General features: G+C 68.0%; 21 protein-coding genes. 9 read left to right on the top strand and 12 right to left on the bottom strand.

The features are described from left to right. Positions 1-53: 53 nt before the first annotated feature. Positions 54-1217: an alpha-hydroxy-acid oxidizing protein gene (locus tag ACQ5DX_RS25100; protein ID WP_430335794.1), complete on the bottom strand. Its 1164-nt coding sequence runs from the start codon at positions 1215-1217 to the stop codon at positions 54-56. Between the two features lie 55 nt (positions 1218-1272). On the opposite strand from ACQ5DX_RS25100, the gene ACQ5DX_RS25095 reads away from it, so the two are divergent. Next, a complete protein-coding gene (locus ACQ5DX_RS25095) occupies positions 1273-2268 on the top strand; it encodes an NAD(P)H-quinone oxidoreductase (protein WP_430335179.1) in 996 nt (331 codons plus the stop codon). Between the two features lie 16 nt (positions 2269-2284). Here ACQ5DX_RS25095 and ACQ5DX_RS25090 read toward each other — a convergent pair whose 3' ends face one another. Beyond that, entirely contained in the window at positions 2285-3487 is a 1203-nt protein-coding gene (locus ACQ5DX_RS25090; protein ID WP_430335178.1) for a cysteine desulfurase-like protein, read from the bottom strand. A gap of 136 nt (positions 3488-3623) precedes the next feature. Between ACQ5DX_RS25090 and ACQ5DX_RS25085 the strand changes: the two genes are divergently transcribed. From ACQ5DX_RS25085 to ACQ5DX_RS25065, 5 genes are all read left to right on the top strand, one after another. Beyond that, positions 3624-4205: a bacterial proteasome activator family protein gene (locus ACQ5DX_RS25085; RefSeq protein ID WP_430335177.1), complete on the top strand. Its 582-nt coding sequence runs from the start codon at positions 3624-3626 to the stop codon at positions 4203-4205. Between the two features lie 54 nt (positions 4206-4259). Further along, a complete protein-coding gene (wzm, locus tag ACQ5DX_RS25080; RefSeq protein WP_430335176.1) occupies positions 4260-5141 on the top strand; it encodes a galactan export ABC transporter permease subunit Wzm/RfbD in 882 nt (293 codons plus the stop codon). Between the two features lie 10 nt (positions 5142-5151). Then, positions 5152-5973: a galactan export ABC transporter ATP-binding subunit Wzt/RfbE gene (wzt, locus tag ACQ5DX_RS25075; RefSeq protein WP_430335175.1), complete on the top strand. Its 822-nt coding sequence runs from the start codon at positions 5152-5154 to the stop codon at positions 5971-5973. A gap of 5 nt (positions 5974-5978) precedes the next feature. After that, positions 5979-6857 carry a galactofuranosyltransferase GlfT1 gene (gene glfT1, locus ACQ5DX_RS25070; protein WP_430335793.1) on the top strand — a complete coding sequence of 293 codons (879 nt, stop codon included), beginning with the start codon at positions 5979-5981 and terminating at the stop codon, positions 6855-6857. A gap of 104 nt (positions 6858-6961) precedes the next feature. After that, positions 6962-7822, top strand: a complete 861-nt coding sequence (locus tag ACQ5DX_RS25065) for a class I SAM-dependent methyltransferase (RefSeq protein ID WP_430335174.1) — start codon at positions 6962-6964, stop codon at positions 7820-7822. 12 nt (positions 7823-7834) lie between these two features. Here the strand turns inward: ACQ5DX_RS25065 and ACQ5DX_RS25060 are convergent, their stop codons facing one another. The 8 genes from ACQ5DX_RS25060 to ACQ5DX_RS25025 form a co-directional block, all read right to left on the bottom strand. After that, positions 7835-9724 (bottom strand): glycosyltransferase, encoded by a 1890-nt coding sequence (locus tag ACQ5DX_RS25060; RefSeq protein ID WP_430335173.1) that lies wholly within the window; start codon positions 9722-9724, stop codon positions 7835-7837. A gap of 117 nt (positions 9725-9841) precedes the next feature. Then, positions 9842-10480 carry a pentapeptide repeat-containing protein gene (locus ACQ5DX_RS25055; protein ID WP_430335172.1) on the bottom strand — a complete coding sequence of 213 codons (639 nt, stop codon included), beginning with the start codon at positions 10478-10480 and terminating at the stop codon, positions 9842-9844. A gap of 115 nt (positions 10481-10595) precedes the next feature. Then, on the bottom strand, positions 10596-11591 hold the full coding sequence (rfbB, locus tag ACQ5DX_RS25050; RefSeq protein ID WP_430335171.1) for a dTDP-glucose 4,6-dehydratase: 996 nt from the start codon (positions 11589-11591) through the stop codon (positions 10596-10598). Positions 11592-11658: 67 nt separating this feature from the next. Continuing rightward, positions 11659-12549, bottom strand: a complete 891-nt coding sequence (locus ACQ5DX_RS25045) for a glycosyl hydrolase (protein ID WP_430335170.1) — start codon at positions 12547-12549, stop codon at positions 11659-11661. Between the two features lie 15 nt (positions 12550-12564). Next, positions 12565-13611, bottom strand: a complete 1047-nt coding sequence (galE, locus tag ACQ5DX_RS25040) for a UDP-glucose 4-epimerase GalE (RefSeq protein ID WP_430335169.1) — start codon at positions 13609-13611, stop codon at positions 12565-12567. Then, positions 13612-15477 (bottom strand): glycosyltransferase family 2 protein, encoded by a 1866-nt coding sequence (locus ACQ5DX_RS25035; RefSeq protein WP_430335168.1) that lies wholly within the window; start codon positions 15475-15477, stop codon positions 13612-13614. Next, a complete protein-coding gene (locus tag ACQ5DX_RS25030; protein ID WP_430335167.1) occupies positions 15470-16423 on the bottom strand; it encodes a UDP-glucuronic acid decarboxylase family protein in 954 nt (317 codons plus the stop codon). The genes ACQ5DX_RS25035 and ACQ5DX_RS25030 overlap by 8 nt, the downstream gene beginning before the upstream one ends. A gap of 28 nt (positions 16424-16451) precedes the next feature. Then, positions 16452-17768, bottom strand: a complete 1317-nt coding sequence (locus ACQ5DX_RS25025) for a UDP-glucose dehydrogenase family protein (RefSeq protein ID WP_430335166.1) — start codon at positions 17766-17768, stop codon at positions 16452-16454. 1096 nt (positions 17769-18864) lie between these two features. Between ACQ5DX_RS25025 and rfbA the strand changes: the two genes are divergently transcribed. Genes rfbA through ACQ5DX_RS25010 form a run of 3 tightly spaced genes read left to right on the top strand, consistent with a single transcriptional unit; the run spans position 18865 to position 21468 of the window. Next, positions 18865-19740 carry a glucose-1-phosphate thymidylyltransferase RfbA gene (rfbA, locus tag ACQ5DX_RS25020; RefSeq protein WP_430335165.1) on the top strand — a complete coding sequence of 292 codons (876 nt, stop codon included), beginning with the start codon at positions 18865-18867 and terminating at the stop codon, positions 19738-19740. 2 nt (positions 19741-19742) lie between these two features. Further along, a complete protein-coding gene (locus tag ACQ5DX_RS25015; RefSeq protein WP_430335164.1) occupies positions 19743-20339 on the top strand; it encodes a dTDP-4-dehydrorhamnose 3,5-epimerase family protein in 597 nt (198 codons plus the stop codon). A 4-nt stretch (positions 20340-20343) separates the two neighbouring features. Continuing rightward, positions 20344-21468 carry a S1C family serine protease gene (locus ACQ5DX_RS25010; protein ID WP_430335163.1) on the top strand — a complete coding sequence of 375 codons (1125 nt, stop codon included), beginning with the start codon at positions 20344-20346 and terminating at the stop codon, positions 21466-21468. A gap of 6 nt (positions 21469-21474) precedes the next feature. Here the strand turns inward: ACQ5DX_RS25010 and ACQ5DX_RS25005 are convergent, their stop codons facing one another. Together ACQ5DX_RS25005 and ACQ5DX_RS25000 are read right to left on the bottom strand one after the other, a co-directional pair. Continuing rightward, positions 21475-22323, bottom strand: coding sequence for an LLM class F420-dependent oxidoreductase (locus ACQ5DX_RS25005; protein ID WP_430335162.1), 849 nt, complete (start codon positions 22321-22323; stop codon positions 21475-21477). Between the two features lie 84 nt (positions 22324-22407). Further along, positions 22408-22875: a GtrA family protein gene (locus ACQ5DX_RS25000; RefSeq protein ID WP_430335161.1), complete on the bottom strand. Its 468-nt coding sequence runs from the start codon at positions 22873-22875 to the stop codon at positions 22408-22410. Positions 22876-22893 lie beyond the last annotated feature (18 nt).

The raw sequence follows: 22893 nt of genomic DNA, 5'->3' as shown, positions 1-22893 counted from the left end.
CGGCACCCGTGGTTACTCGAGCATCTGCTGTCACGAATGCATAGTAGTGCTATCTATCGCCCGACCGGACGCAGGATGCTCGAATCGATCTCTGTGACGCTGGACAAACCGGCCAACCCCATTGTGACGTCCAAATCCGCCAACAGGATTCGCAGCGCGTGCCGGACTCCGTCGGCCCCGGCGAGCCCCAACCCGTAGACCCATGGACGTCCGTAGAGCACCGCGTCGGCGCCGAGCGCAAGGGCGATCAAAACATCTGCACCACACCGGATCCCGGAGTCCAGCAACACTGTGGCCCGGCCCCCGACCGCGGCCGCGACGGGTCCGAGGGCGTCGAGTGCGGCGATCGCACCGTCTACCTGCCGGCCGCCGTGGTTGCTCACGATCACGCCGTCGGCGCCCGCGTCGACGACGGCGCGCGCATCGTCCTCGTGGACAATGCCTTTCACCAGAACGGGGAGACCGGTCCACTCGGTTATCTTCGCGATATCCACGGCACGGAGGACGTGATTGCCGAACAGCGACACCCACGTCAGCACCGCGATCTGCATCGCCTCGGCGCTCTCCTCGGGCGGAGTGGCCAACCGCGAGCGGAACACCGGATCCGACAGGTAGTTGGCGATCCCCTGCGCGCGCAGGAACGGCAGGTGTCCGAGTTCGAGGTCCCTTGGCCGCCAACCCATTCCCGGAGTGTCGACGGTGACGACGATCGCCTTGGCGCCGGCCTTCGCGGCGCGCTGCACCAGCGACTGGGCCAGCTCGTCGTCCGCGGGCCAGTACAGCTGGTACCACCAGTTGTCGCCCGACACGGCGCCGACGTCCTCGATCGTCGACGACGCCGCGGTCGAAAGCACCGATCCGACACCGAGTTCGGTGGTCACCTCGCCGACGATCGCCTCCCCGTCCTCCCGAACCAGACCGAGCACCCCGATCGGTGCGGTGAGCACCGGGGCGGCCAGCCGGGTGCCGAGGATGTCGACGCTCAGGTCCCGCGCATCCGAGGCACTGGTCCCGCGCAGCATCCGCGGCACCAGTCCGTGCCGCGTGTAGGCGTCGAGGTTCGCGGCCGCGGTGCGCTCAGTGGACGCGCTGCCCGCGATGTACGCGTACGCCTCCGCGCTCAACTCCGCTCGGGCCCGTGTCTCGAGGCCGGCGGCGGTCATCGGCAGTTCGGGGCGCGCCCCCGAGAGGCCGGTCAGGTAGATCTCGTTCTGCATGTTGCCGAAGAAGGTCACGCGGTGACGCTAGCGCGATCGGACTAGCGTCGGAGGCATGTACGCGATCACGATTTCCGAACCCGGTGGACCCGAAGTGATGTCCTGGACCGAGGTTCCCGATCCGACACCGCGCCGCGGCGAGGTCCTGCTCGACGTCGCCGCCACCGCAGTCAACCGCGCCGATCTGCTGCAGCGTCGCGGAATGTACCCGCCGCCGCCGGGCGCGAGCGACATTCTCGGGCTCGAGTGCTCGGGTGTGATCGCCGAGGTCGGCGCCGACGTCCACGGCTGGAAGGTCGGCGACCGGGTCGCCGCACTGCTGGCGGGCGGCGGCTACGCCGAGAAGGTCGCGGTCCCGGCCACGCAGCTGCTGCCGGTGCCGGAGGGTCTGGATCTGCGCGCGGCGGCCTCACTGCCGGAAGTGGCGTGCACCGTGTGGTCGAACCTGGTGATGGAGTGCGGTCTGCACGCCGGTCAGGTTCTGCTCGTCCACGGCGGCGGTGGCGGCATCGGCACCCACGCCATCCAGGTCGGCAAGGCCCTCGGCGCCCGCGTCGCGGTCACCGCCGGGTCCGCCGACAAGCTCGAGCGCTGCGCCGAGCTGGGTGCCGAGATCCTGATCAACTACCGCGACGACGACTTCGTGCAGGTGCTGCGCGAGGCCACCCACGGCCGCGGTGCCGACATCGTCCTCGACAACATGGGCGCGTCGTACCTGGACCGCAACGTGGACGTCCTCGCCGCCGACGGGCAGCTCGTCATCATCGGCATGCAGGGCGGCCGCAAGGGCGAACTGGACATCGGCAAGCTGCTCGGCAAGCGCGGCCGGGTGCTGGCGACCGGGCTGCGCGGCCGTCCCGAGACGGGGCCGTTCAGCAAGGCCGCGGTGATCGCGGCGGTCCGGGACAAGCTGTGGCCGCTGGTGGCGGACGGCATCGTCGCACCCGTCGTACATGCGGAACTGCCGATCACCGAGGCGCCGGCCGCGCACGAGATGCTCGACTCCCCCGACACCGTCGGGAAGGTGGTCCTAAGCGTCCGGGAGGACTGACCGGGGCCGGAGAGGCTCAGCCCAGCGTCGACAGGTGCCGGACGAGCTGGTTGATCTCGTAGCGGGTGGTGTACGGCGCGAGACCGATGGTGATCGCGCCCCCCTCGTCGTTGACACCCAGTGCGTCGAGCAGGCGGTGCCCCGACTGCGTGCCGCCGACGGTGGCGATGCGGTTGTCGGCGAGGTGCGCGGCCACCTTGTCGGCGGGCACACCGGCGACGGTGAAGCTCAGCGTGGGCACCCGGATCGGGGACCGACCGATGACTGTCACCTGCGGCAGCGATTCGAGCGAACGGATCAGGTAGTCGAACAGCTGGTCCTGGTAGGCCTGCAGCGAGCTGATCGACGTCTCGAGGCGCTGGCGGCGGGTGCCGGTCGCGGCCTCCTCGAGCCCGGCCAGGAAGTCGATCGACGTGGTCAGGCCGGCGAGCAGCGCGAACTGGTGGCCGCCGACCTCCATGCGTTCGGCACCGCGCGCGTACGGGTTGAGCGAGACCGCCGGAATCCGGTCGAGCAGCGACGGATCGCGGAACACCAGCGCGCCGACCTGCGGGCCGCCCCACGCCGGCGCGCTGACGGCGATCACGTCCGCGCCGAGCTCGTGGATGTCGAGGTGCGCGTACGGTGCGGCGCCGATCGCGTCGACCACGATCAGGCCGCCGACCTCGTGGATGCGGTCGGCCGCGACGCGCACCGCCGGCGCCGATCCGACGACCGGTGACGCCGCGGTGAGCGCCATCAGGCGGGTCGTCGGCTGGACCAGTTCCTCGAACTGCCAACTCGGCAGCTCGCACGTCTCGATCTCCACCTCGGCCCACCGGACGTGCGCGCCGTACCGGCTCGCAACCCGCAGCCATGGCGCGACGTTCGCCTCCTCGTCGAGCCGGGAGAGCACCATTCCGGTGCCGAGCCCGAGTCGAGAGCTGAGCGACTCCGCCAGCCACGCCAACAGCACCGCCCGGCCCGCACCCAGCACGACGCCCGCGGGATCGCCGCCGACGAGGTCGGCGACCGCCTCGCGCGCGGCGTCGACGATCGCGGCGCTGCGGCGCGACGACACGTGCGGACCCGTCGACGACGACGCGGACCCGCGGAAGGCCGTCGAGACCGTGCGCGAAACCGCGTCTGGGATCTGCATTCCGGCTTGCGGGTCGAGGTGCACCCATCCATCGCCCAGCGACGGGATCAGTCCCCGTACCCGGGCAACGTCGTAAGCCATGACGGACACTCTAAGTCCCACTGTCAACACCGTGTGAGTCAGATCCGACTTTTCGGAACGTGCTCTAGCACACGTTACTTGCAGGCCCACCGGCCCACCCTCGGCAAAGCGACGCCGAAACGTACAAGATGGAGCCATGACGCAACCGGAGAACGAACGCGTGCTCGTGATCGGACCCGACGGTCACCCCGTACCGATCGGTCGCGGTGGGGACCGCGCCGACGGCGCCGAGGGTGCGGCCGACGGCACCGAGCAGGACGCGCAGGACGCGCTCACCGACATGGTGGAGCAGCCGGCAAAGGTCATGCGTATCGGCACGATGATCAAGCAGCTTCTGGAGGAGGTGCGCGCCGCACCGCTCGACGACGCCAGCCGCACGCGGCTGAAGGAGATCCACAAGTCGTCGGTGCGCGAGCTCGAGCAGGGCCTGGCCCCCGAGCTCCGGGAGGAGCTCGAGCGGCTCACGCTGCCGTTCAGCGACGATTCGGTGCCCACCGACGCCGAGCTTCGGATCGCGCAGGCGCAGCTGGTCGGTTGGCTCGAGGGCCTCTTCCACGGCATCCAGACGGCGCTGTTCGCCCAGCAGATGGCGGCCCGCGCCCAGCTCGAGCAGATGCGTCAGGGTGCCCTCCCGCCCGGTGTGAGCATGGGCCCGCAGCACCACCTGCACGGGTCCGACGACAACTCGGCGGCGCCGGGAACCGGCCAGTACCTCTAGGCACACGCCACGGTCGCGCGGGCAACTCGACCGCGAACGGTAGGCTCGGAACTCGTGTCAGCAGCAGCCTTGGATCACCAGCCGGCGTCCGACGCCGACACCGACACCGTCGTGTCCGATTCGCAGACGTTCCGTCGCGCGTTCCAGGACCTGCGGGAAGGGTTCGCGCAGCGTGAGCTGTGGCTCAACCTGGGCTGGCAGGACATCAAGCAGCGGTACCGCCGGTCGGTGATCGGTCCGTTCTGGATCACGATCGCCACCGGTGTGCAGGCCACCGCGATGGGCATCCTGTACTCGGCGCTGTTGGGCATGTCGATTCAGACGTTCCTGCCGTACGTGACCGTCGGCCTGATCGTGTGGAACCTCATCAGCGCATCGATCCTCGAGGGCTCCGAGGTGTTCATCGCCAACGAGGGCCTCATCAAGCAGTTGCCGTCGGCGCTCAGCGTGCACATCTACCGCCTGGTGTGGCGGCAGATGCTGTTCTTCGCCCACAACCTGCTGATCTACGTGATCATGGTGTTCGCGTTCGGGGTGTGGCGACACATGACGTGGACCGACTTGGCCGCGATTCCGGCGTTCGGCCTGATCATTCTCAACGCGCTGTGGGTGTCGATCGTGTTCGGCATCTTCGCCACCCGCTACCGCGACATCGCCCCGATCCTGGGCAGCCTGACGCTGCTGCTGTTCGTGCTGACCCCGATCTTCTGGTCCACCGACGTGCTCAAGGAGCAGGGCGGGCAGGTCGCCGAGCGAGCGAGGATCGCCGAGCTGAATCCGCTGTACCACTTCCTCGCCATCATCCGCGCACCCATGATCGGCGCGGACCAGCAGGCCTACCACTGGTACATCGTGTTGGCCTTCACCGTCGTCGGCTGGGCGCTCGCACTGTTCGCGCTGCGCAAGTACCGGGCCCGCGTGGCCTACTGGGTCTAAGGGGTCACTCATGACGAGCAACGTGAGCATCGAGACACGCAGCGCGTGCGTCGACTTCCCAATCTTCGACGCCAAGTCGCGGTCGCTGAAGAAGGCGTTCCTCGGCAAGGCCGGCGGCACCATCGGTCGCACCGACTCCGACGTCATCGTCGTCGAGGCGCTGCGCGACATCACGATGTCCCTCAAGGAGGGCGACCGCGTCGGACTGGTAGGCCACAACGGCGCCGGCAAGTCGACGCTGCTGCGGCTGCTGGCGGGCATCTACGAGCCGACCCGCGGCAGCGCCCGCGTCCGCGGCCGGGTCGCTCCGGTCTTCGACCTCGGCGTCGGCATGGACCCGGAGATCTCCGGCTACGAGAACATCATCATCCGCGGCCTGTTCCTCGGGCAGACGCGCAAGCAGATGCTGGCGAAGATGGACGAGATCGCCGAGTTCACCGAGCTCGGCGAGTACCTGAACATGCCGCTGCGCACGTACTCGACCGGCATGCGGGTGCGCGTCGCGATGGGCGTGGTCACCAGCATCGACCCCGAGATCCTGCTGCTCGACGAGGGCATCGGCGCCGTCGACGCCGAGTTCATGAAGAAGGCCCGGATCCGGCTGCAGAAGCTCGTCGAACGCTCCGGCATCCTCGTGTTCGCCAGCCACTCCAACGAGTTCCTGGCGCAGCTGTGCGACAGCGCGATGTGGATCGACCACGGCCAGGTGCGCATGCACGGCGAGATCGAGGACGTCGTGCGCGCGTACGAGGGCGACGACGCCGCCGATCACGTGCGACAGGTGATCGCCGACATGGAACGCGAGCGGGCCGACGAGGAGCGCGCTTCGTGACCGAGATGATCGTGGGCGTCGTCGTCACCCACAAGCGTCGTGAACTGCTCGCCCAGTCGCTGAAGGTGCTCGCCGGACAGAGCCGCCCGCTCGACCATCTCGTCGTCGTCGACAACGCCGACGAGGCCGAGGTGCGCGACCTCGTCGAGAGTGCCGACGTCCCGACCACGTACCTGGGCTCGAAGCACAACCTCGGCGGCGCCGGTGGCTTCGCGCTCGGCATGCTGTACGCGCTGTCGCTCGGTGCCGACTGGGTATGGCTGGCCGACGACGACGGACGCCCCGAGGGCCCGGACGTACTCGAGACGCTGCTCTCCTGCGCAAAGCGGCACAACCTGGCCGAGGTCTCCCCCGTGGTGTGCGACATCGACCAGCCCGACCGGCTGGCGTTCCCGCTGCGCCGCGGTGTCGAGTGGAAGCGTTGGCGCTCCGAACTGGGTGACGAGGACCTGCTGCCGGGTATCGCGTCGCTGTTCAACGGCGCGCTGTTCTCGGCGGCGGCGATCGACGCCGTCGGCGTGCCCGACCTGCGCCTGTTCGTCCGCGGCGACGAGGTCGAGGTGCACCGTCGGCTCGTCCGCTCCGGCCTGCCGTTCGGCACGTGCCTGCAGACCGCGTACCTGCACCCGGACGGCGCCGACGAGTTCAAGCCGATCCTCGGTGGCCGGATGCACACGCAGTATCCGGACAACGAGACCAAGCGCTTCTTCACGTACCGCAACCGCGGCTACCTGATGTCGCAGCCCGGGATGCGCAAGCTGCTGCCGCAGGAGTACGCGCGGTTCGGCTGGTATTTCCTCGTGAGCCGTCGCGACCCCAAGGGTTTCGTCGAATGGGTCCGGCTGCGCGGGCTGGGACGTCGGGAGCGTTTCCGGCGGCCCTGACGGCCCCGCTCGGGTCACCCCGAGTTTCACCCCGGCACGGGCACTCGAACCCTGGCAGCATGGGAGCGGACTCGACGCTCACACGTGAGAGGGGTACTACACGGATGTTCGATCGATTCCGGAAATCTGCGCGGCTCAAAATGCAGCGGGCGGTGGCGGAGGTGGTCCGCGATTCCGACCGTCAGTCGCGGATCGAGCACGAGAACCGGCACGACCAGTTGTTGGCGGAGCTGTCGGCGACCAACGGCGAGATGCGCCGGGTGCTGCGCGAACTGGCCGAGACGCGGGGCCAGGTGGCCGCGGTCAGTGAACGCCTCGACGAGCTCGAGCAGCGCGCCCGCCGCGACATCTCGCACGCGCTCGACATCCGCGCCACCGCCGAGAGCGCCCAGTTCGTGCTCGACCACATGTCGAAGGCGCCGGTGTTCTGGCACCCGCACGAGACGCTGCGGTACGCGCTCGACCAGGTGAAGGTCGACGGCCTGGCGCTCGAGTTCGGCGTCGCGAGCGGCACGACGTTGCGGATCATCACCGAATCACTGTGTGCCACAGGACACGAAGTGTGGGGATTCGACGTGTGGACGGGCCTCCCCGAGGCGTGGCGCACCGGGTTCCCGGCGGGCGAGTTCGCGCAGCAGTCGATGCCGTCGGTGCCGGGTGCGCAGCTCGTGTCGGGCCTGTTCGAGGACACCCTGCCCGGCTTCCTCGCCGACCACCCCGGCCCGGTGGCCTTCGCGCACCTCGACGCCGACCTGTACTCCTCGACCCGCACGGTGCTCGAGCTGATCGGCGACCGCCTGGTGCCCGGCTCGGTGCTCGTGTTCGACGAGTACTTCAACTACCCGGGGTGGCAGAGCCACGAGCACCGGGCGTGGACGGAGTTCGTCACCCGCACCGGCGTCGAGTTCGACTACCTCTCGTACACCGCGAACAACGAGCAGGTCGTGGTTCGGCTGCGTGAATGATCCTGCGTCGGATCACTTCCCGTAGAGACGCTCCCAGTTCTCGCGACTCGTCAGCCGCGGCACCGCCTCGCGGTAGCGGCGCTGGACGTCCGAACCCTGCTCCCGGAACTGCTTGAGTACCTTCGCCATCCGCGCAGTGATCTCCTTCGCGGCCTCCTTGTCGCGGCGACGCACCCGTACGCCCGACTGCGACGCGTCGGTCACGACGGCATGGTCGAACAGCGACACGTGCCACCAATGCGACTCCGACGCAGGGATGCTCGCGATCCCATGCTGCGTGCGTCCGAGCCACTGCATCGCGGCACGCTTGGCCAGGACCAGGTCCTCGCGCTCCTTGTCGGGCTCGGGGCCGGCAATCTGCGTGACCAGATCCGCGGACCGGACGCCGGGGATCGCGCCGGCGGGATGCTTGACCGTCTCGGGGAAGCGCGAGCGTTCCTTGCGGATCGCGCCGAGCACCGCCTGACCGCCGTCCTCGAGCACCTCGGGGCCGGCGAGGAAGTCTTCGATGCCGCGCAGCATCGTGTGCGCGAGGCCGTACTGCATCGACACCAGGAACTGCGAGATCTCGCGCCCCACGGACACACTCAGCGCCTTCGTGTCGAAGTCGCTGTGCAGGGCGGAGGCGATCAGCGAGTTCCGCACGCTGAAGTATTTGGCCCAGTCGTCGCGGTCCTTCCAGTGGAAGTCCGCGTGCCACACACCGGCATTCGGCAGGGTCACCGTGATGAATCCTGCTGCGCGAGCGCGGATTCCGTACTCGATGTCGTCCCACTGGAAGAACACGGGAAGGGGAAGACCGATCCGCGAGATCACCTCGCCGGGGATCAGGCACGACCACCACGCGTTGTATCCGGCGTCGACACGCTTGTTCTGTCGACGCTTGAGCATGTTCGCGTCGTGCAGCGAATTCGCTGCCCAGTCACCGGCCTTCAGCTTCGACAGGTCCGCCTGCTCGGCACCGACGTGCAGGTTCTGCGGGTTCATCAGGTAGAGCATCTGCGCGCCGACGAGCATCGGCTCCGTGGTGACGTTCGCGAACGCGTTCATCCGCAGCACCGTCTCCGGCTCGCACAGGATGTCGTCGTCCATCAGGATCACGTTGGCGTGCTCGTTGACCGCGGACACCTCGTAGATGCCTCGGGTGAAGCCGCCCGCGCCACCGAGGTTGGGCTGTCGGATGTAGACCAGCTTGTCTCCCAGCGTCTTCTCGACCTCGGTGAACAGTTCCCGGTCGGAGACGTGGTCGGTGCCCTGGTCGACGACGTAGACCGCGTCGATCCCGGCCGTCATGCCCTCGTCGCCGGCGATGGCCGCAACCGTCTGGGCGCAGTCGTCCGCGCGGTTGAAAGTGCAGATCGCGATGGCGGCGGGGCGGATCACCGACGGGGCCGCCACCGTCCACTCCAGATCGCGCACCTCGAGTCGGCCGTCGATCGCGGCGAACTGCAGCCACAGCGAGCCACCGTCGAGGAACGCGTCGAGCTTCGCGGACATCGTCGCAGCGCCGTCTCCGTCGACGTCGACGGTCTCGAGGACGCGCACGTTGCCGCCGGAGTCGGATGCGCACAGCAGGGCGCGTCCGCGACCGGACGCGGTGTGAGCGAACCGGACCTCGACCACGTCGACGGTGGTCCAGCGCTGGTAGTAGGCGGCGGCGAAACGCCCGAAGTACGTGTCGGTGTCCGCGACGGCGCCCTTGTCGAGGTGGAGCGCGAAGCGCTCGCGGTGCCCGGACCCGGATGCGATCCGCGCGTACATCCCGTCCTTGACCCGCGGCGTGGGACCGGAGAAGACACCACGCTGCACCACGAGTCGTCCCGAGGATCGCTGTTCGGCGAGCGCGCCGCGAGCTGTCGCCGCGTCCCCGTCCACAGGTGCAACCGACGCCGACTCGCTCATTCTGCTCCTAGCATTGTCCCGACATTCGTGGCGGAACGCAGCGCCCACCCGAGTCGGAAGAATATCAACCCAGGCCTGCCCCCTCCCGCTTCGACGACGGCGCGCGTGACCGTCGCCTCAACTCAGCGTCCCGATGCCGAGCGAGCCGGCGGCCAGCGAGCCGATGCCCGTCTTGAGGGAGCCGTAGGTCGCCGAACCGGTGTTCATCGAGCCCAGGTTGGTCGAACCGGTGTTCGCCGACCCCACGTTGCCGGACCCCGTATTGGCCGAGCCGACGTTGCCCGAGCCGGTGTTCGCCGAGCCCAGGTTGCCCGACCCGGTGTTGGCCCATCCGACGTTGTCGGACCCGGTGTTGGCCGAGCCCGTGTTGTAGGAACCGGTGTTGTTCGGGCCGGTGTTGCCGAAGTCGATGCTGCTCCAGTCCGCGGTGGCCAGCGCCAAACTGCCGAGACCGGCCACCGCGGCGGCCCCGAGCGCGCCGGCCCCCAGATCGGCCGAGCCGACGTAGCCGACACCGACCGCGTCCTGGCAGGGCACCGGCAGCACCAGACCCGGTGCCACCGCGTCGGTGACGTTGGCGAGCAATCCCTCGACCCGGATCGGTGAGCACGCCGGCGGCGGGGCGGCAGCGACCGGGTCGGCCGTGGCATTCCCGGCGAACCCGACGGTGAGCGTCGTGAACGCCGACGCGACGACGAGCGTCCGGCGCGCGGTCCGACGACGATGGTGCGAGCGGCTGTGCGGTTCGGCCTCCATAAGAGTGCCCCCTCCGGTACGAGTCCGGTGTGACAGATCCCGACACGAATGCAGGTCACGGTACCGCCCCGACGGGACCTACGTGGCTGGATTGCGGGCTTCGATCCGGCTGTGCCTACTGACCGGTGCGTGCGTACCCGGCCTCGGTGCCCGATTTCGCCGGGCGCCACCACGGCTCGTTGTCTCGGTACCACTGGACGGTGGCCTCGAGGCCGCTGCGGAAGTCGCGGTACCGCGGCTCCCACCCGAGTTCGGTGCGCAGGCGCGTCGAGTCGATCGCGTAGCGCAGGTCGTGGCCGGCCCGGTCGGGGACGAAGTCGAAGTCGTCCGGAGCCTTGCCGAAGATCTCGAGCAGCATCGCGATGACGGTGCGGTTGTCGACCTCACCGTCCGCTCCGATCAGATACGTCTCCCCGATCCGCCCCCGCTCGAGAACCGTCCAGACCGCACGGTTGTGATCGTCGACGTGGATCCAGTCGCGCACATTGCGGCCCTGCCCGTACAGCTTGGGCCGGACCCCGTCGAGCAGGTTCGTGATCTGGCGGGGAATGAACTTCTCGACGTGCTGGAACGGGCCGTAGTTGTTCGAGCAGTTCGACAGCGTCGCGCGGATCCCGAACGACCGCGTCCACGCGCGCACCAGCATGTCGCTCGACGCCTTGGTCGACGAGTACGGGCTCGACGGGTTGTAGGCCGTGGACTCGGTGAACCGGGCCGGGTCGTCCAGTTCGAGGTCGCCGTACACCTCGTCGGTGGAGATGTGGTGGTAGCGGACGTCGTGGTCGCGGACGGCCTGCAGCAGCGTGTACGTGCCCACCACGTTGGTGCGCACGAACGGCCACGGGTCGGCGAGCGAGTTGTCGTTGTGCGACTCGGCCGCGAAGTGCACCACCGCGTCGGCGTCGGCCACCAGGCGGTTCACCACCTCGGCGTCGGCGATGTCGCCGTGCACGAAGTCGATGCGGTCGGCCACGGCGTCCAGCGAGGACTTGTTGCCGGCGTACGTCAGCGCGTCCAGGACCGTGACCCGGACGTCCGGGCGGTCGGCGACGGTCTGGTGGACGAAGTTGGCGCCGATGAACCCGGCGCCGCCGGTGACGAGCAGCCTCATGTGCACGAACAGTACCGAGGAAGGGCCCGCGACCGCATCGAGGCCGGAAGAACCACTCCCCCCGCAGTCAGGAGATCGAACGGAACTGCTTGCCTACGGCAGTGATCTTTCCGCCGGCGTCGTAGAGCGCGGTGTCGGGCCCCTCGGGCCACGGCGGAAGGGAGAACCACGCCCACCGCTGCAGGTACGGCAGCGTCGTCATCATCGCCGCCGCGGCGGCGAGGAATTCGGCCTGGACGCGTGGCGGCATGACGTGCGCGCCGTCCTGGTACGTGATGAGGCTGAATTCCGTGAGCCACAACGGCAGTCCGTAGCGGGCATGGACAGCGTCCAGGTATCGGCGAAGATCATCGACCGCGGCTTCAATCGAAAAAGTGGCCCGCAACGCCGGCGAAAGGTACCAGTGCAGTGGAATGAAGTCGACGCGATAGCCCCGTGACCGAGCTCCCGACATGAACTGGTCGAGCCATTTGCCGGGCACGTCGCCGAGCGTTGCGACGGCCGGTGCACCCAGCGGAAGTCCGGTCTGTTGCAACCGCGGCCACGCGTTCAGCGCAGCGTCGACAGACATGTTGGCCTGCGCCCGCACATCGGGTTCGTTGAAGCCGAGCAACACCGTGCCGTGGGATTTCGCGCGGCGCAACGCATCATCGTTCAGATCTCGTTCGCCCCAGATCATCGGCACGAACTCGCATCCGTCCGGGGTGTCGATGCCCTCATGGTCGGGGGTCCACGTGTAGTACCAGCGCGCGCCGGAATCGGGGAGTCCCGCAGTGACCGCCTTACCCTGCCAGGCGCCCACGCCCGGCAATGGTCCCGGCGGCAGTGGACGCCGCTCTCCGAGCGACGAGGAGGCGGCGGCCGGCGTGTTCGACATACAACCGGCCAGTCCGGCGGCTGCAAGGCTCAGGCCACCGGCGAACAATGCTCGGCGAGTCAGCTGGTGCGGCGTACTCATCGGCCGTATCCCTCCTCATCGGCGGTATCCCTCGGGGTGGGACTTCTGGAATCGCCACGCGTCGCGGCACATGGTCGCCAAATCATATTCGGGCTTCCAACTCCAGGCACGACGAACGGCGCCGATGTCCGCAACCAGCCGCGGCACGTCGCCCGCCCGCCGGTCGACAACGACATAGGGGATGTCACGATCGGCCGCGGCGGCGAAGGCCGCACGAAGCTCGAGCACCGAAGTACCCTGCCCGGTACCGAGATTGAACAGCTGCATGCCGGGCTGATCGTCGACGTGATCGAGGGCAGCTACGTGACCGCGAGCGATATCGACGACGTGCACGTAGTCGCGGATCGCGGATCCGTCGGGTGTCGGATAGTCGCCGCCGAAGACCTGCAGTCGTTCTCGCCTGCCCACAGCGACCTGCGCGAGGTACGGCACGACGTTGCGCGGCGTGCCGTGTGGGTCCTCACCGAGCAGCCCGCTGGGGTGAGCACCGATGGGGTTGAAGTACCGCAGGCTGACCGCGCGTTGCTCGTCGTGGTACCGGCAGGCCTGCTCGATCATCTGTTCACACGCGAGCTTGGACCACGCGTACGGATTGGCCGGTGCCGTCGGTGCGGATTCGTCGAGATCGTGGGCGCCGGTACTGCCGTAGATGGAACAGGACGAGGAGAAGACGATCCGGTGCACGCCCGCCCGGCGTGCCGCGGCAAGCAGGCTGGCCGTGCCCCCGACATTGGTGTCGAAGTAGTCGAGTGGGATCTCGGTCGACTCGCCGACGGCCTTACGCGCCGCGAAATGGATGATTGCGTCGACCGAATGCCGGCGGAAGACCGCATCGAGGGCTGCGGCGTCGGTAATGTCGACACGCTCGAAGACCGGACGGGTACCGGTGATCTCGCGCACGCGGTCGAGGGCGGCGGCGTGCCCGGCGGAGAGGTCGTCGACGACGACGACGTCGTGCCCGGACTCGATGAGTTCGACGCACGTGTGGCTGCCGATGAATCCGGCACCGCCGGTGACCAGGACGCGCTGCGGGCCGATCGATGTATCGGAGGTGGCGGACATTCAGATGACTTTCGCGAGTTCGACGATGTACAGAGCGCAGACGAGCGCAACGGGGACGGCCGTTGTCGCGCACAGCAGTAACGGGGCGCGGACGAGGCGCATCGCTGTTGCGCTGCCCACGCCCGTGCGCCGACGGGTATCGAGAGCGTGCAGCACGGTGACGAGAGTTGCGACGAGCACCTGCGCCGACGCTGTCAGGAGTGAAAGCCCGACATACCCGATTACCTCCGGACTGCCGAGACCCGCACTGGCACAAGCCGCCAGGATCACCGCCGTGACACAGAACGGTAGGGCGAGACGTACCGGGAACGCCTGCGGTCCGGCCTTACCCTTCGGGGTCACCTTGAAATCGACCGTGCGCGGAACGACACGCTCGACCATGGCGACGACGACCCCGGTGAGGACGAACGGCCAGCGACTCGCTGCGTACAGCGCGCGTTCCCAGCTGACGATCGGTGCGTCGGCCGGGCGCATCAGCCCACTGCGACGAACCAGGAGGCTCACCGCGAGCATCCAGCCGGTCAGCGCAAACCACAGTCCGAAGAAGACGACGAAATGGACCGACACCCAAGGTGATTGCGTCGCACAGGCGAGGGCGAACAGACTCAGGCCGCCGGCCGACATGAGGGCGAGCAGGATGTCGAAGCCCGACTGGAAGAGGAACTGCGCGGCCAGGCGGCGCGGCAGGACCCGGCACGTGCGTAGAACGAGCCCGAAGAACACGGTGGTGAGACTGTGCGCCCACTGGAACTCCTGGGTCACCATCGCCGCGAAGTCCGGGGGTCCGTCACCGCGTGCCGGGGCGTCGATCGCGAAGGCACCGCGCCAGCCGGCAACGTTGAGCAGGTATGACGTCGTGAAGTCCTCCGCGAGGTCGGGTCCGAGTCCGCCGATCTGACGCAGGGCCGCCGTGCGGACCGCGTAGTGCGATCCGATGCACACCGGCGTGCCGTCGCCGTTGAACCCGATCTGTTGCGCCCCGTGGAACATCGCCTCGTCGTGCGGACGCCCCCGCACGGTCCAGGAGAGATCCGCATTGGCATCGCACACGCTCGGAGCCGCCACGTAGCCGACCGCCGGATCGGCGAACGGACGCACGATCTCGCGTAGATAGTCGACCGCGGGAACGTGATCGGAGTCCAGTTGCGAGACAACGTCGTACGCCTCGTACCCGTAATGGTCGTAGAAGTAGGCGAGGTTGCCCTCCTTGCACCTTCGCCGGCGCGGCCAGGTGGTCCGCTGATAGCGATCGTCACCCCGTCGCGTCGAGATCGACACACCGTGACGGGTGCACCACGCGACGGTTTCGGGACCCGGATCCTCGTCGGCGAGCCAGACGTCGTAGTCGCCCGGATAGTCCTGAGCGAGCATCGCCTCGAGAGTGGTGCGTACCAGCGGCCACGGCTCCGACGGCGCCTTCGTCACGATCATGGCAACCCGCACATCGGGCACGGGAGTTCGTGCATCGACGCGTCGCATCCGATTGACGGCTTGCAGGAAGTAGATCGACAGTGACAGCACCGCAAGCAGCAGAACCGAGTTGAGGAGGAAGCCGAACACCGCGATGCGATGTGCCGGCAGCAGCCACCACGACGTGAATCCGACGAAGGTGAGCAGCCAACCGGCGGTCAGGACCGCGATCGCGCGCCTGGCTTTCCGTGGCAGTGCGGGCGGCAGGATGTCGGAACCCGGGCTACGACGAGGCGGGAGGGACCCGAAGACAGGGCCCGACGGGCGCACGTCCACGACGTGCCCGCCGGAGAGCTCGCACAGGTATGCCCGCAACTCCTCGGCATCCGTCGCGGAATCATCGACGTCGGGTGCGTGGTGGCGCCCCACCTCGTCCGCCTGGATGGCGTCAGGCATCGACCAGGTGACCGTTCCGAGCACCGTTGGCGATGTTCCACTCGATCGTCTTCGCCAGTCCCTCGGTGACGTCCACGCACGGGTTCCAGCCGAGTTCGGTTTGCGCCTTGCGAATGTCGGGCCGTCGACGCGTGGGGTCGTCCTGCGGCAACGGCAGGTACTCGATCGCCGACGTCGAGCCGACGATGTCCCGCGTCAGCTCGGCCAACTGCTGCACCGTCATCTCTTGCGGATTACCGAGATTCATCGGCCCGGGCACGGGATTGTCGATCATCGCGATCAATCCACGCACCAAATCCGATACGTAGCAGAGGCTTCGGGTCTGGCTCCCGTCGCCGTACACCGTCAACGGCCGACCTTGCAGCGCCTGAGTGATGAAGTTCGTCACGACGCGGCCGTCGTCGAGACGCATCCGCGGCCCGTAGGTGTTGAAGATGCGGACGATTCCCGCGTTGACGCCCTCCCGCGCATATGCCGCGACCAGTGCCTCGCCGTAGCGCTTGGCCTCGTCGTAGACACTGCGCGGGCCCGTGGGATTGACGTTGCCCCAGTAGTCCTCGCGCTGGGGATGCACGGCCGGGTCTCCGTAGACCTCGCTCGTCGACGCCTGTACGAACCGCGCTCCGCGGTCGGCGGCGAGGTCCAGGGCGTTCTTGGTCCCGACCGACCCCGTCGTCAGGGTGAAGACGGGGTGACGAAGGTACTCGGGCGGGGAGGCCAGGCTCGCGAGATTTGCGACGGCGTCGACCTCGCCACTGAGCGCGAGTGGGTTACGGATGTCGTGGACGTCGAGCAGGAATCTCGGCGACTCGAGCAGGTGACGGATGTTGTCGACGCGTCCGGACGCGAGGTTGTCGACACAGATCACCTCGTCGCCGCGCGCAAGGAGAGCCTCGCAGAGGTGCGATCCGATGAACCCTGCGCCTCCGGTGATGACGACCCGCATTATGTGTACTCCGTTCCGTGAGTGTGCTTCAACGTCGTCCGATAGCGCGGTACGTCCATCCGGCCTCCCGCCAGGCGGCGGGATCCAGACAGTTGCGCGCGTCGATCACGACACGTTCTTGGACGATCCCGGCAAGCTCGTGGGGGTCGAGGCGACGAAACTCGTCCCACTCGGTCATCACGAGGAGCACGTCGGCCGCCTTGCAGGCATCGAGCAGGGAATTGCCGTACTCCAACTCGGGATACAGCCGCTCCGCATTGTCCATGCCGTGCGGGTCCCAGGTCTGAACCGCGACGCCCGCGGCCGCGAGGCGCGAGGCCACATCGAGGGCCGGCGAATCACGGACGTCGTCCGATTCGGGTTTGAACGTCAGCCCGAGCACGGCGACTCTCGGCTTGTCGATGCCGCGACAGGCGTCGAGTGCCATCGTCGCCACGCGTGTTCGCTGACGGGAGTTGATCCACTCGACATCGGCGAGCAGGCGCACCGCGGACGAGGCACCGAGTTCGGCGGCCCGCGTCTGGAAGGCCCGCACATCCTTCGGCAGGCAGGCGCCGCCGAATCCCACTCCGGCGTTGAGGAATCGACGACCGATCCGATCGTCGAGCCCGATCGCGTCGGCCAGGACGGCCACGTCGGCGTCCACGGCATCGCATACCTCGGCGACACTGTTGATGAAGGAGATCTTGGTTGCCAGGAACGAATTCGCGGCGACCTTCGTCAGTTCGGCCGTGGCGAGATCGGTGATCACCAGCGGCGTGCCCTCGGCCAGCGAGCGGGCATAGACCTCGCGGGTGACGGCCTCGATCCGCTTCGGATCTCCGGAACCGATGCCGAGCACGATCCGGTCGGGCGAGAGAGTGTCGTCCACCGCGGTGCTTTCGCGGAGGAACTCCGGATTCCAGGCCAGGCTGACGTCCGGTGACGGGGCGAGGGCCTGCAGGCGCTCGGCAATTCGAGCGGCTGTGCCGACAGGCACCGTCGATTTGCCGAACACGACTGCCGGCCTCGTGAGCAAGGGTGCGAGGGCTTCGACGACGGCATCGACCTGGCTCAGATCGGCCGCAGGCGAATCCGGCCGCTGAGGCGTTCCGACTGCGATGAAATGCACGTCGGCCGACTGCGCCGCGAGTTCGTAAGAGGACGTGAAACGTAGCCGGCCCGAGGCGGTGTGTCGCTCCAGCAACTCGGACAGTCCCGGCTCGAAAAAGGGAGCCTCACCGCTCTGCAGGCGGGCGACCTTGTCGGGGTCGACGTCGACGCCGATCACCTCGTGACCGAGTTCGGCCATACATGCCGCATGCGTCGCACCGAGATATCCCGTGCCGAATACTGCGATTCGCATCTCTCACAACTTTCCTCGATAGAGGGTCTGCCGACCCGGCGTACGTGACTTTGCGGCGATTCGCCGACGCAGAGGCCCCCGACCAGGGTCGTGCCACGCGAGAAGCACGACATGTCGGTGACCCGAAATGTCTTGTCTTAGTTGATCTTCGAATGCCGCAGCGGCGTTACACCCAGAGCTGCATCGGCTGAGATCCCGGCGCGAGACGGCGCCATGCGGGCAGGCCGTCGGCGACCGGTCGATCTGGCGCACCGATCACTCGGCGGCCGCCACCGGCCATCATGTCGATCACGAAGGGTCGCCACGGGCAGGGGCGACGAACGAGCCCACACGAAAGCGACAAAGACTTCAGGACCGGTTAGGCTCCGACGGAAGGGAATGGCATCGAATACCAAGTCCACCAACCGATTCAGCGCGCGAGTCAAGCCTTCAGAGGCGTAGGCGCACTCTCCGCATCACAGTGCGGTTGCTGACGCCGCGCCCCCGCGCACGCCCTTCCGAAAGGTAACCGAGACGCCGTTCCCACATGTTGCCTGCCTTAGGGGGTGGCGCATCGAGAATTCCGCAGTTCCGGACCGAGCGTCGACCCCCGTCTAGTGACGGATCTGTTGGGCGGTCCCCGAAACCGCTGACAGTCGGCGACGCTACACGAACTGGATCAGCCTCAGATCCGAACGCGACCGAAGATATTGAGGCGGAGCCCATTTCACCCCGGCGATGATTCGCCGCCGAAAGTTGTGGCACCACTCACACATTGACGGTTCGGTACAAATGGTCAATCGAGCGTTTGGCCTGCAAAATGTCCGATTTCGGCGCCCTTGCGCCAGGGTCACCGGCAGCGGTCGTGCGGTCAGGAGCGGACCGGCCGCCGGCCCGATCACGTCGTTCGATCACGGGCGCCTCGCCCGACACTTCACCCACGAATTCACCCCTTTTGCGACCCAATTGTGATGGCACTCACGTGTCGGTTTTGCGCCGAGATCGGAAACGGGCGACGACGGGACGGTCACTCGCCGATAGGCTCGTTCTCTCCGAAAGCGGACGTGACTCTGCACTCCGCCGAAATCACGTCGTCCCACGTGAAACACTGCACTACATGCGCGGAATCATTCTGGCTGGTGGCACGGGCAGCCGACTGCACCCGATCACGCTGGGCGTGAGCAAGCAGCTGGTGCCGGTTTACGACAAGCCGATGATCTACTACCCACTCTCGACGCTGATGCTGGCCGGGATCCGCGACATCCTGATCATCACGACGCCCGGCGACGCCGACCAGTTCCGGAACCTGCTGGGCGACGGCTCCCGGTTCGGCATCTCGCTGAGCTACCAGGTACAGCACGAACCGAACGGTCTCGCGCAGGCGTTCGTGCTGGGCGCCGACCACATCCGCTCGGACTCGGTGGCGCTCGTGCTGGGCGACAACATCTTCTACGGCCCCGGCCTGGGCACCACGCTCACCCGCTTCCACGACGTCAAGGGCGGCGCGGTGTTCGGGTACTGGGTGTCCGATCCGGGCGCGTACGGGGTCATCGAGTTCGACGACGCGGGCACCGCGATCTCCCTGGAGGAGAAGCCGGCGGCGCCGCGGTCGAACTACGCGGTGCCGGGGCTCTACTTCTACGACAACGACGTCGTCTCCATCGCCCGTGAGCTGACGCCGTCGGCGCGCGGCGAGTACGAGATCACCGACGTCAACCGCACGTACCTCGAGGCCGGGCGGCTGCAGGTGGAGGTGCTCCCCCGCGGCACCGCATGGCTGGACACCGGCACGTTCGACTCGCTGCTGGACGCGTCGAACTACGTCCGCACCATCGAGCAGCGGCAGGGTCTGAAGATCGGGGTGCCCGAGGAGGTGGCCTGGCGGCGCGGGTTCATCACCGACGACGAACTGCGGGAGCGGGCCGAACCGCTGACCAAGAGCGGCTACGGCACGTACCTGCTGGGGCTGCTCGAGCGCGGCAGAGAATGGTGACCATGGATTATCGGGAGTTGAAGGTTCCGGGGGCGTGGGAGATCACGCCCCGCCAGTTCGGTGACCACCGCGGGGTGTTCCTCGAGTGGTTCAAGGAACCCGGCTTCTCGGCGGCCGTCGGCCGCACGCTCGATCTGCAGCAGGCCAACTGCTCGGTGTCCGCGGCCGGCGTGCTGCGCGGCATCCACTTCGCCGACGTCCCGCCCGGCCAGGCCAAGTACGTCACGTGCGCCAAGGGCGCGATCCTCGACGTCGTCGTCGACCTGCGGGCCGGGTCGCCGACGTTCGGGCAGTGGGACTCGGTGCTGCTCGACGACGTCGACCGCCGTGCGATCTTCATCTCGGAGGGACTGGGGCACGCATTCCTCTCGCTCGAGGACGGCTCGACGGTGATGTACCTGTGCTCGACGGGCTACAACCCCGAACGCGAGCACGAGGTGAGCCCGCTGGATCCGGGGATCGGCATCGACTGGCCGGTCGTCGGTCGCGACGGCGCCGCCCTGCAGTGGACGCTGTCCGACAAGGATCTCGCCGCCCCGACTCTCCGGCAGGCGCTGGACTCGGGGCTGCTGCCCCGGTACCGGGAGGGAACCGACTGAGCCGATGAGCGCGCGAGGGATCCGCCGCGTGAGCGCTGCGATCGCAGTGCTGGTCGCGGCGGGCCTCGCGCTCCTGTCGATTCCGCTCGAACACGGCACTCTGCTCGAGCACGGCGCGGTGGGCGCCTCGTCTCCCTCGACGACCCTTGTCGCGCCACCGCCCGCGCCGCTGGCTCCGGACGAACTGACGAACCGGATCGTCCCGACCATCGTCACGCTCACGGCCCGTTCCGGGCTCGGCACGACGGCCGGCACCGGGATCGTGCTCCAACCCTCCGGGTCGTCGGCGATCGTGTTGACGAACCATCACGTCGTCGACGGTGGCACGGAGATCGCCGCGACCAGCATGCGCGACCGGTCGGCGTACGCCGTCGAGGTCGTCGGCTACGACAGCTCGCGGGACCTCGCGGTCCTGCGACTGCCGGGGGCGGCGAATCTGCCGTCGGCCCAACTCGGTTCGTCGCATTCGATGCGGATCGGCGACCCCGTCACCGCCATCGGGAACGCGGAGGGCGGCGGGGTACCGGTGTCGGCACCGGGCGCGGTGACCCGGTTGGGGGTGGACGTCCTGACCCGCAACGCCGCCGACGGCTCCCGCAACGAGCTGTCGGGGCTCATCGAGGTGAACGCCGACGTCCGGCCGGGCGACTCCGGCGGCCCGCTCGTGAACACGTTCGGCGAGGTCGTCGGGGTCAACAGTGCCGGCAACGCTGTCGAGTCGGGTGCGAAGTCCGAGCCCGCGCCGGCGCCCAAGTCGTACGCGATCCCCATCGACGCCGCGATGGACCTGGTGGAGCAGGTGCTGGCGGGCCGGCCCTCCGACACCGTGCACGTCGGACCCACCCCGCTGCTCGGGGTGAGCGTGCGCGATCACCGCGATCAACAGACCGGAACCCGTTCGGGCGCGGAGGTGACCGTCGTCGCCTACCGCAGCCCCGCCGAGGGCGTCGGGCTCGCCCGCGGCAATGTGATCGTCGAATTCGGCGGCGTCCCGATCCGGTCGTCCGCGGACCTCAACCTGCGGATGATCGCCCTGCATCCCGGGGACACCGTGCAGCTGCGCTGGATCGACGCCGCCGGTGTGGAGAGATCCGGTTCGCTGGTGCTGCAGGAGGGCCCGCCGCGCTGACGCGCGCTACCCGATGCCGAGCTTGCCGGCCAGCCGCTGCAGGTACGCGACAACCTCGTCCTCGGAGCTGTCGGGCATGCCGAACAGGGCCTCGCTCACCCCGAGTTCGTGCCACCGCGCGAGCTTCTCGGCGTCGGGCTTGCCGGCCAGGACGACGATCTCGGGCTGCCCGGAGCGTCCGGCGTCCGCCCATATCTTGCGCAGCAGCGTGACGTTGTCCTCGATGTCGCGCTCGATCGGGGTGGTGATCCAGCCGTCGGCCGAGCGGGCGATCCACGCGAACGTCTTCTCCGACGCGCCCGCGCCCACCAGCACCGGCGGACGCGGCTGCTGGATCGGCTTGGGCCACGCCCAACTCGGGCCGAAGCTCACGAACTGCCCGTCGTACGACGCCTCCTCCTGCGTCCACAACACCTGCATCGCCTCGAGGTACTCGCGCAGCGCCGTCCGGCGCTTCTTCGGGTCGATGCCGTGGTCGGCGAGTTCTTCCGCGTTCCAGCCGTAGCCGACGCCGAACGTGACGCGCCCGCCGGACAGGTGGTCGAGCGAGGCGATGGTCTTCGCGAGGGTGATCGGGTCGTGCTCGAGCGGGAGCGCCACCGACGTGCCCAACCGGATCCGCGACGTCACCGACGCGGCGGTGCCGAGCGCGACCCACGGATCGAGCGTGCGCATGTAGCGGTCGTCGGGAAGGGTCTCGTTGCCGGTGCCGGGGTGGTTCGATTCCCGGTTGACCGGGATGTGCGTGTGCTCGGGCACGTAGAACGCGTCGAACCCGCACTGTTCGACGGCACGTGCGGCGGCCGCGGGGGTGATGCCTCGGTCACTGGTGAACAGGCTGATTCCGTAGCGCACGATCTGACTCCTCCGGTTGGGGTGCCAGAAATGTAACCCGTTCCACTCTGGATTGGAAGACTCTACAGACAGGTGTCCAGACAGCTATCGGAGCCTGAAGATCACCGCACGCTGGACCACGAAGTTGATCACCGTCGCGGTGCCCTGGGCGACGACGAACGCCAGCAGCACGCGCCACCACTCGTCGGCGAGCACGCTGTTGAGCCACGTGCTGATGCCGACCTGGACCGCGAACGTGAGCGCATAGAGTACGACGACCGCGATGAACCGAGCGCGGCTCGGCTCGGCCTTGAACGTCCAACGACGATTGATCAGGTACGCGGTCGTGGTGCCCACGATGAAGCTGATCGACTTCGCCACCGCGAACGGCAACCCGACCTTCAGCAGAATCAGCAGTAGCCCGAAGTCCACGATCGCGGACAGGCCACCGGTGACGACGAACCGCACGATCTGCGTCTTGAGATCCAGCGACTCGTCGACGACGGAATCGGTGACGGGGATCTCCACCGGCAGCGGGGCGTTCGGCTCGTGGGCGTGGGGGGTTCCGGGCACGCAACGAGACTAGGCGAT

It is taken from the genome of Rhodococcus sp. ACT016, assembly GCF_050477185.1.
Classification (GTDB): domain Bacteria; phylum Actinomycetota; class Actinomycetes; order Mycobacteriales; family Mycobacteriaceae; genus Prescottella.
Note: the sequence above shows the minus strand (reverse complement) of the source record. Positions and strands in the feature narration are given on the sequence as shown.

Bases quoted from the DNA above. Each gene is read 5' to 3' on its own strand.
- ACQ5DX_RS25100 (WP_430335794.1), bottom strand. From the start codon at position 1,217: ATGCAGAACGAGATCTACCTGACCGGCCTCTCGGGGGCGCGCCCCGAA.
- ACQ5DX_RS25095 (WP_430335179.1), top strand. From the start codon at position 1,273: ATGTACGCGATCACGATTTCCGAACCCGGTGGACCCGAAGTGATGTCC.
- ACQ5DX_RS25090 (WP_430335178.1), bottom strand. From the start codon at position 3,487: ATGGCTTACGACGTTGCCCGGGTACGGGGACTGATCCCGTCGCTGGGC.
- ACQ5DX_RS25085 (WP_430335177.1), top strand. From the start codon at position 3,624: ATGACGCAACCGGAGAACGAACGCGTGCTCGTGATCGGACCCGACGGT.
- wzt (WP_430335175.1), top strand. From the start codon at position 5,152: ATGACGAGCAACGTGAGCATCGAGACACGCAGCGCGTGCGTCGACTTC.
- glfT1 (WP_430335793.1), top strand. From the start codon at position 5,979: ATGATCGTGGGCGTCGTCGTCACCCACAAGCGTCGTGAACTGCTCGCC.
- ACQ5DX_RS25065 (WP_430335174.1), top strand. From the start codon at position 6,962: ATGTTCGATCGATTCCGGAAATCTGCGCGGCTCAAAATGCAGCGGGCG.
- ACQ5DX_RS25060 (WP_430335173.1), bottom strand. From the start codon at position 9,724: ATGAGCGAGTCGGCGTCGGTTGCACCTGTGGACGGGGACGCGGCGACA.
- ACQ5DX_RS25055 (WP_430335172.1), bottom strand. From the start codon at position 10,480: ATGGAGGCCGAACCGCACAGCCGCTCGCACCATCGTCGTCGGACCGCG.
- rfbB (WP_430335171.1), bottom strand. From the start codon at position 11,591: ATGAGGCTGCTCGTCACCGGCGGCGCCGGGTTCATCGGCGCCAACTTC.
- ACQ5DX_RS25045 (WP_430335170.1), bottom strand. From the start codon at position 12,549: ATGAGTACGCCGCACCAGCTGACTCGCCGAGCATTGTTCGCCGGTGGC.
- galE (WP_430335169.1), bottom strand. From the start codon at position 13,611: ATGTCCGCCACCTCCGATACATCGATCGGCCCGCAGCGCGTCCTGGTC.
- ACQ5DX_RS25035 (WP_430335168.1), bottom strand. From the start codon at position 15,477: ATGCCTGACGCCATCCAGGCGGACGAGGTGGGGCGCCACCACGCACCC.
- ACQ5DX_RS25030 (WP_430335167.1), bottom strand. From the start codon at position 16,423: ATGCGGGTCGTCATCACCGGAGGCGCAGGGTTCATCGGATCGCACCTC.
- ACQ5DX_RS25025 (WP_430335166.1), bottom strand. From the start codon at position 17,768: ATGCGAATCGCAGTATTCGGCACGGGATATCTCGGTGCGACGCATGCG.
- rfbA (WP_430335165.1), top strand. From the start codon at position 18,865: ATGCGCGGAATCATTCTGGCTGGTGGCACGGGCAGCCGACTGCACCCG.
- ACQ5DX_RS25015 (WP_430335164.1), top strand. From the start codon at position 19,743: ATGGATTATCGGGAGTTGAAGGTTCCGGGGGCGTGGGAGATCACGCCC.
- ACQ5DX_RS25010 (WP_430335163.1), top strand. From the start codon at position 20,344: ATGAGCGCGCGAGGGATCCGCCGCGTGAGCGCTGCGATCGCAGTGCTG.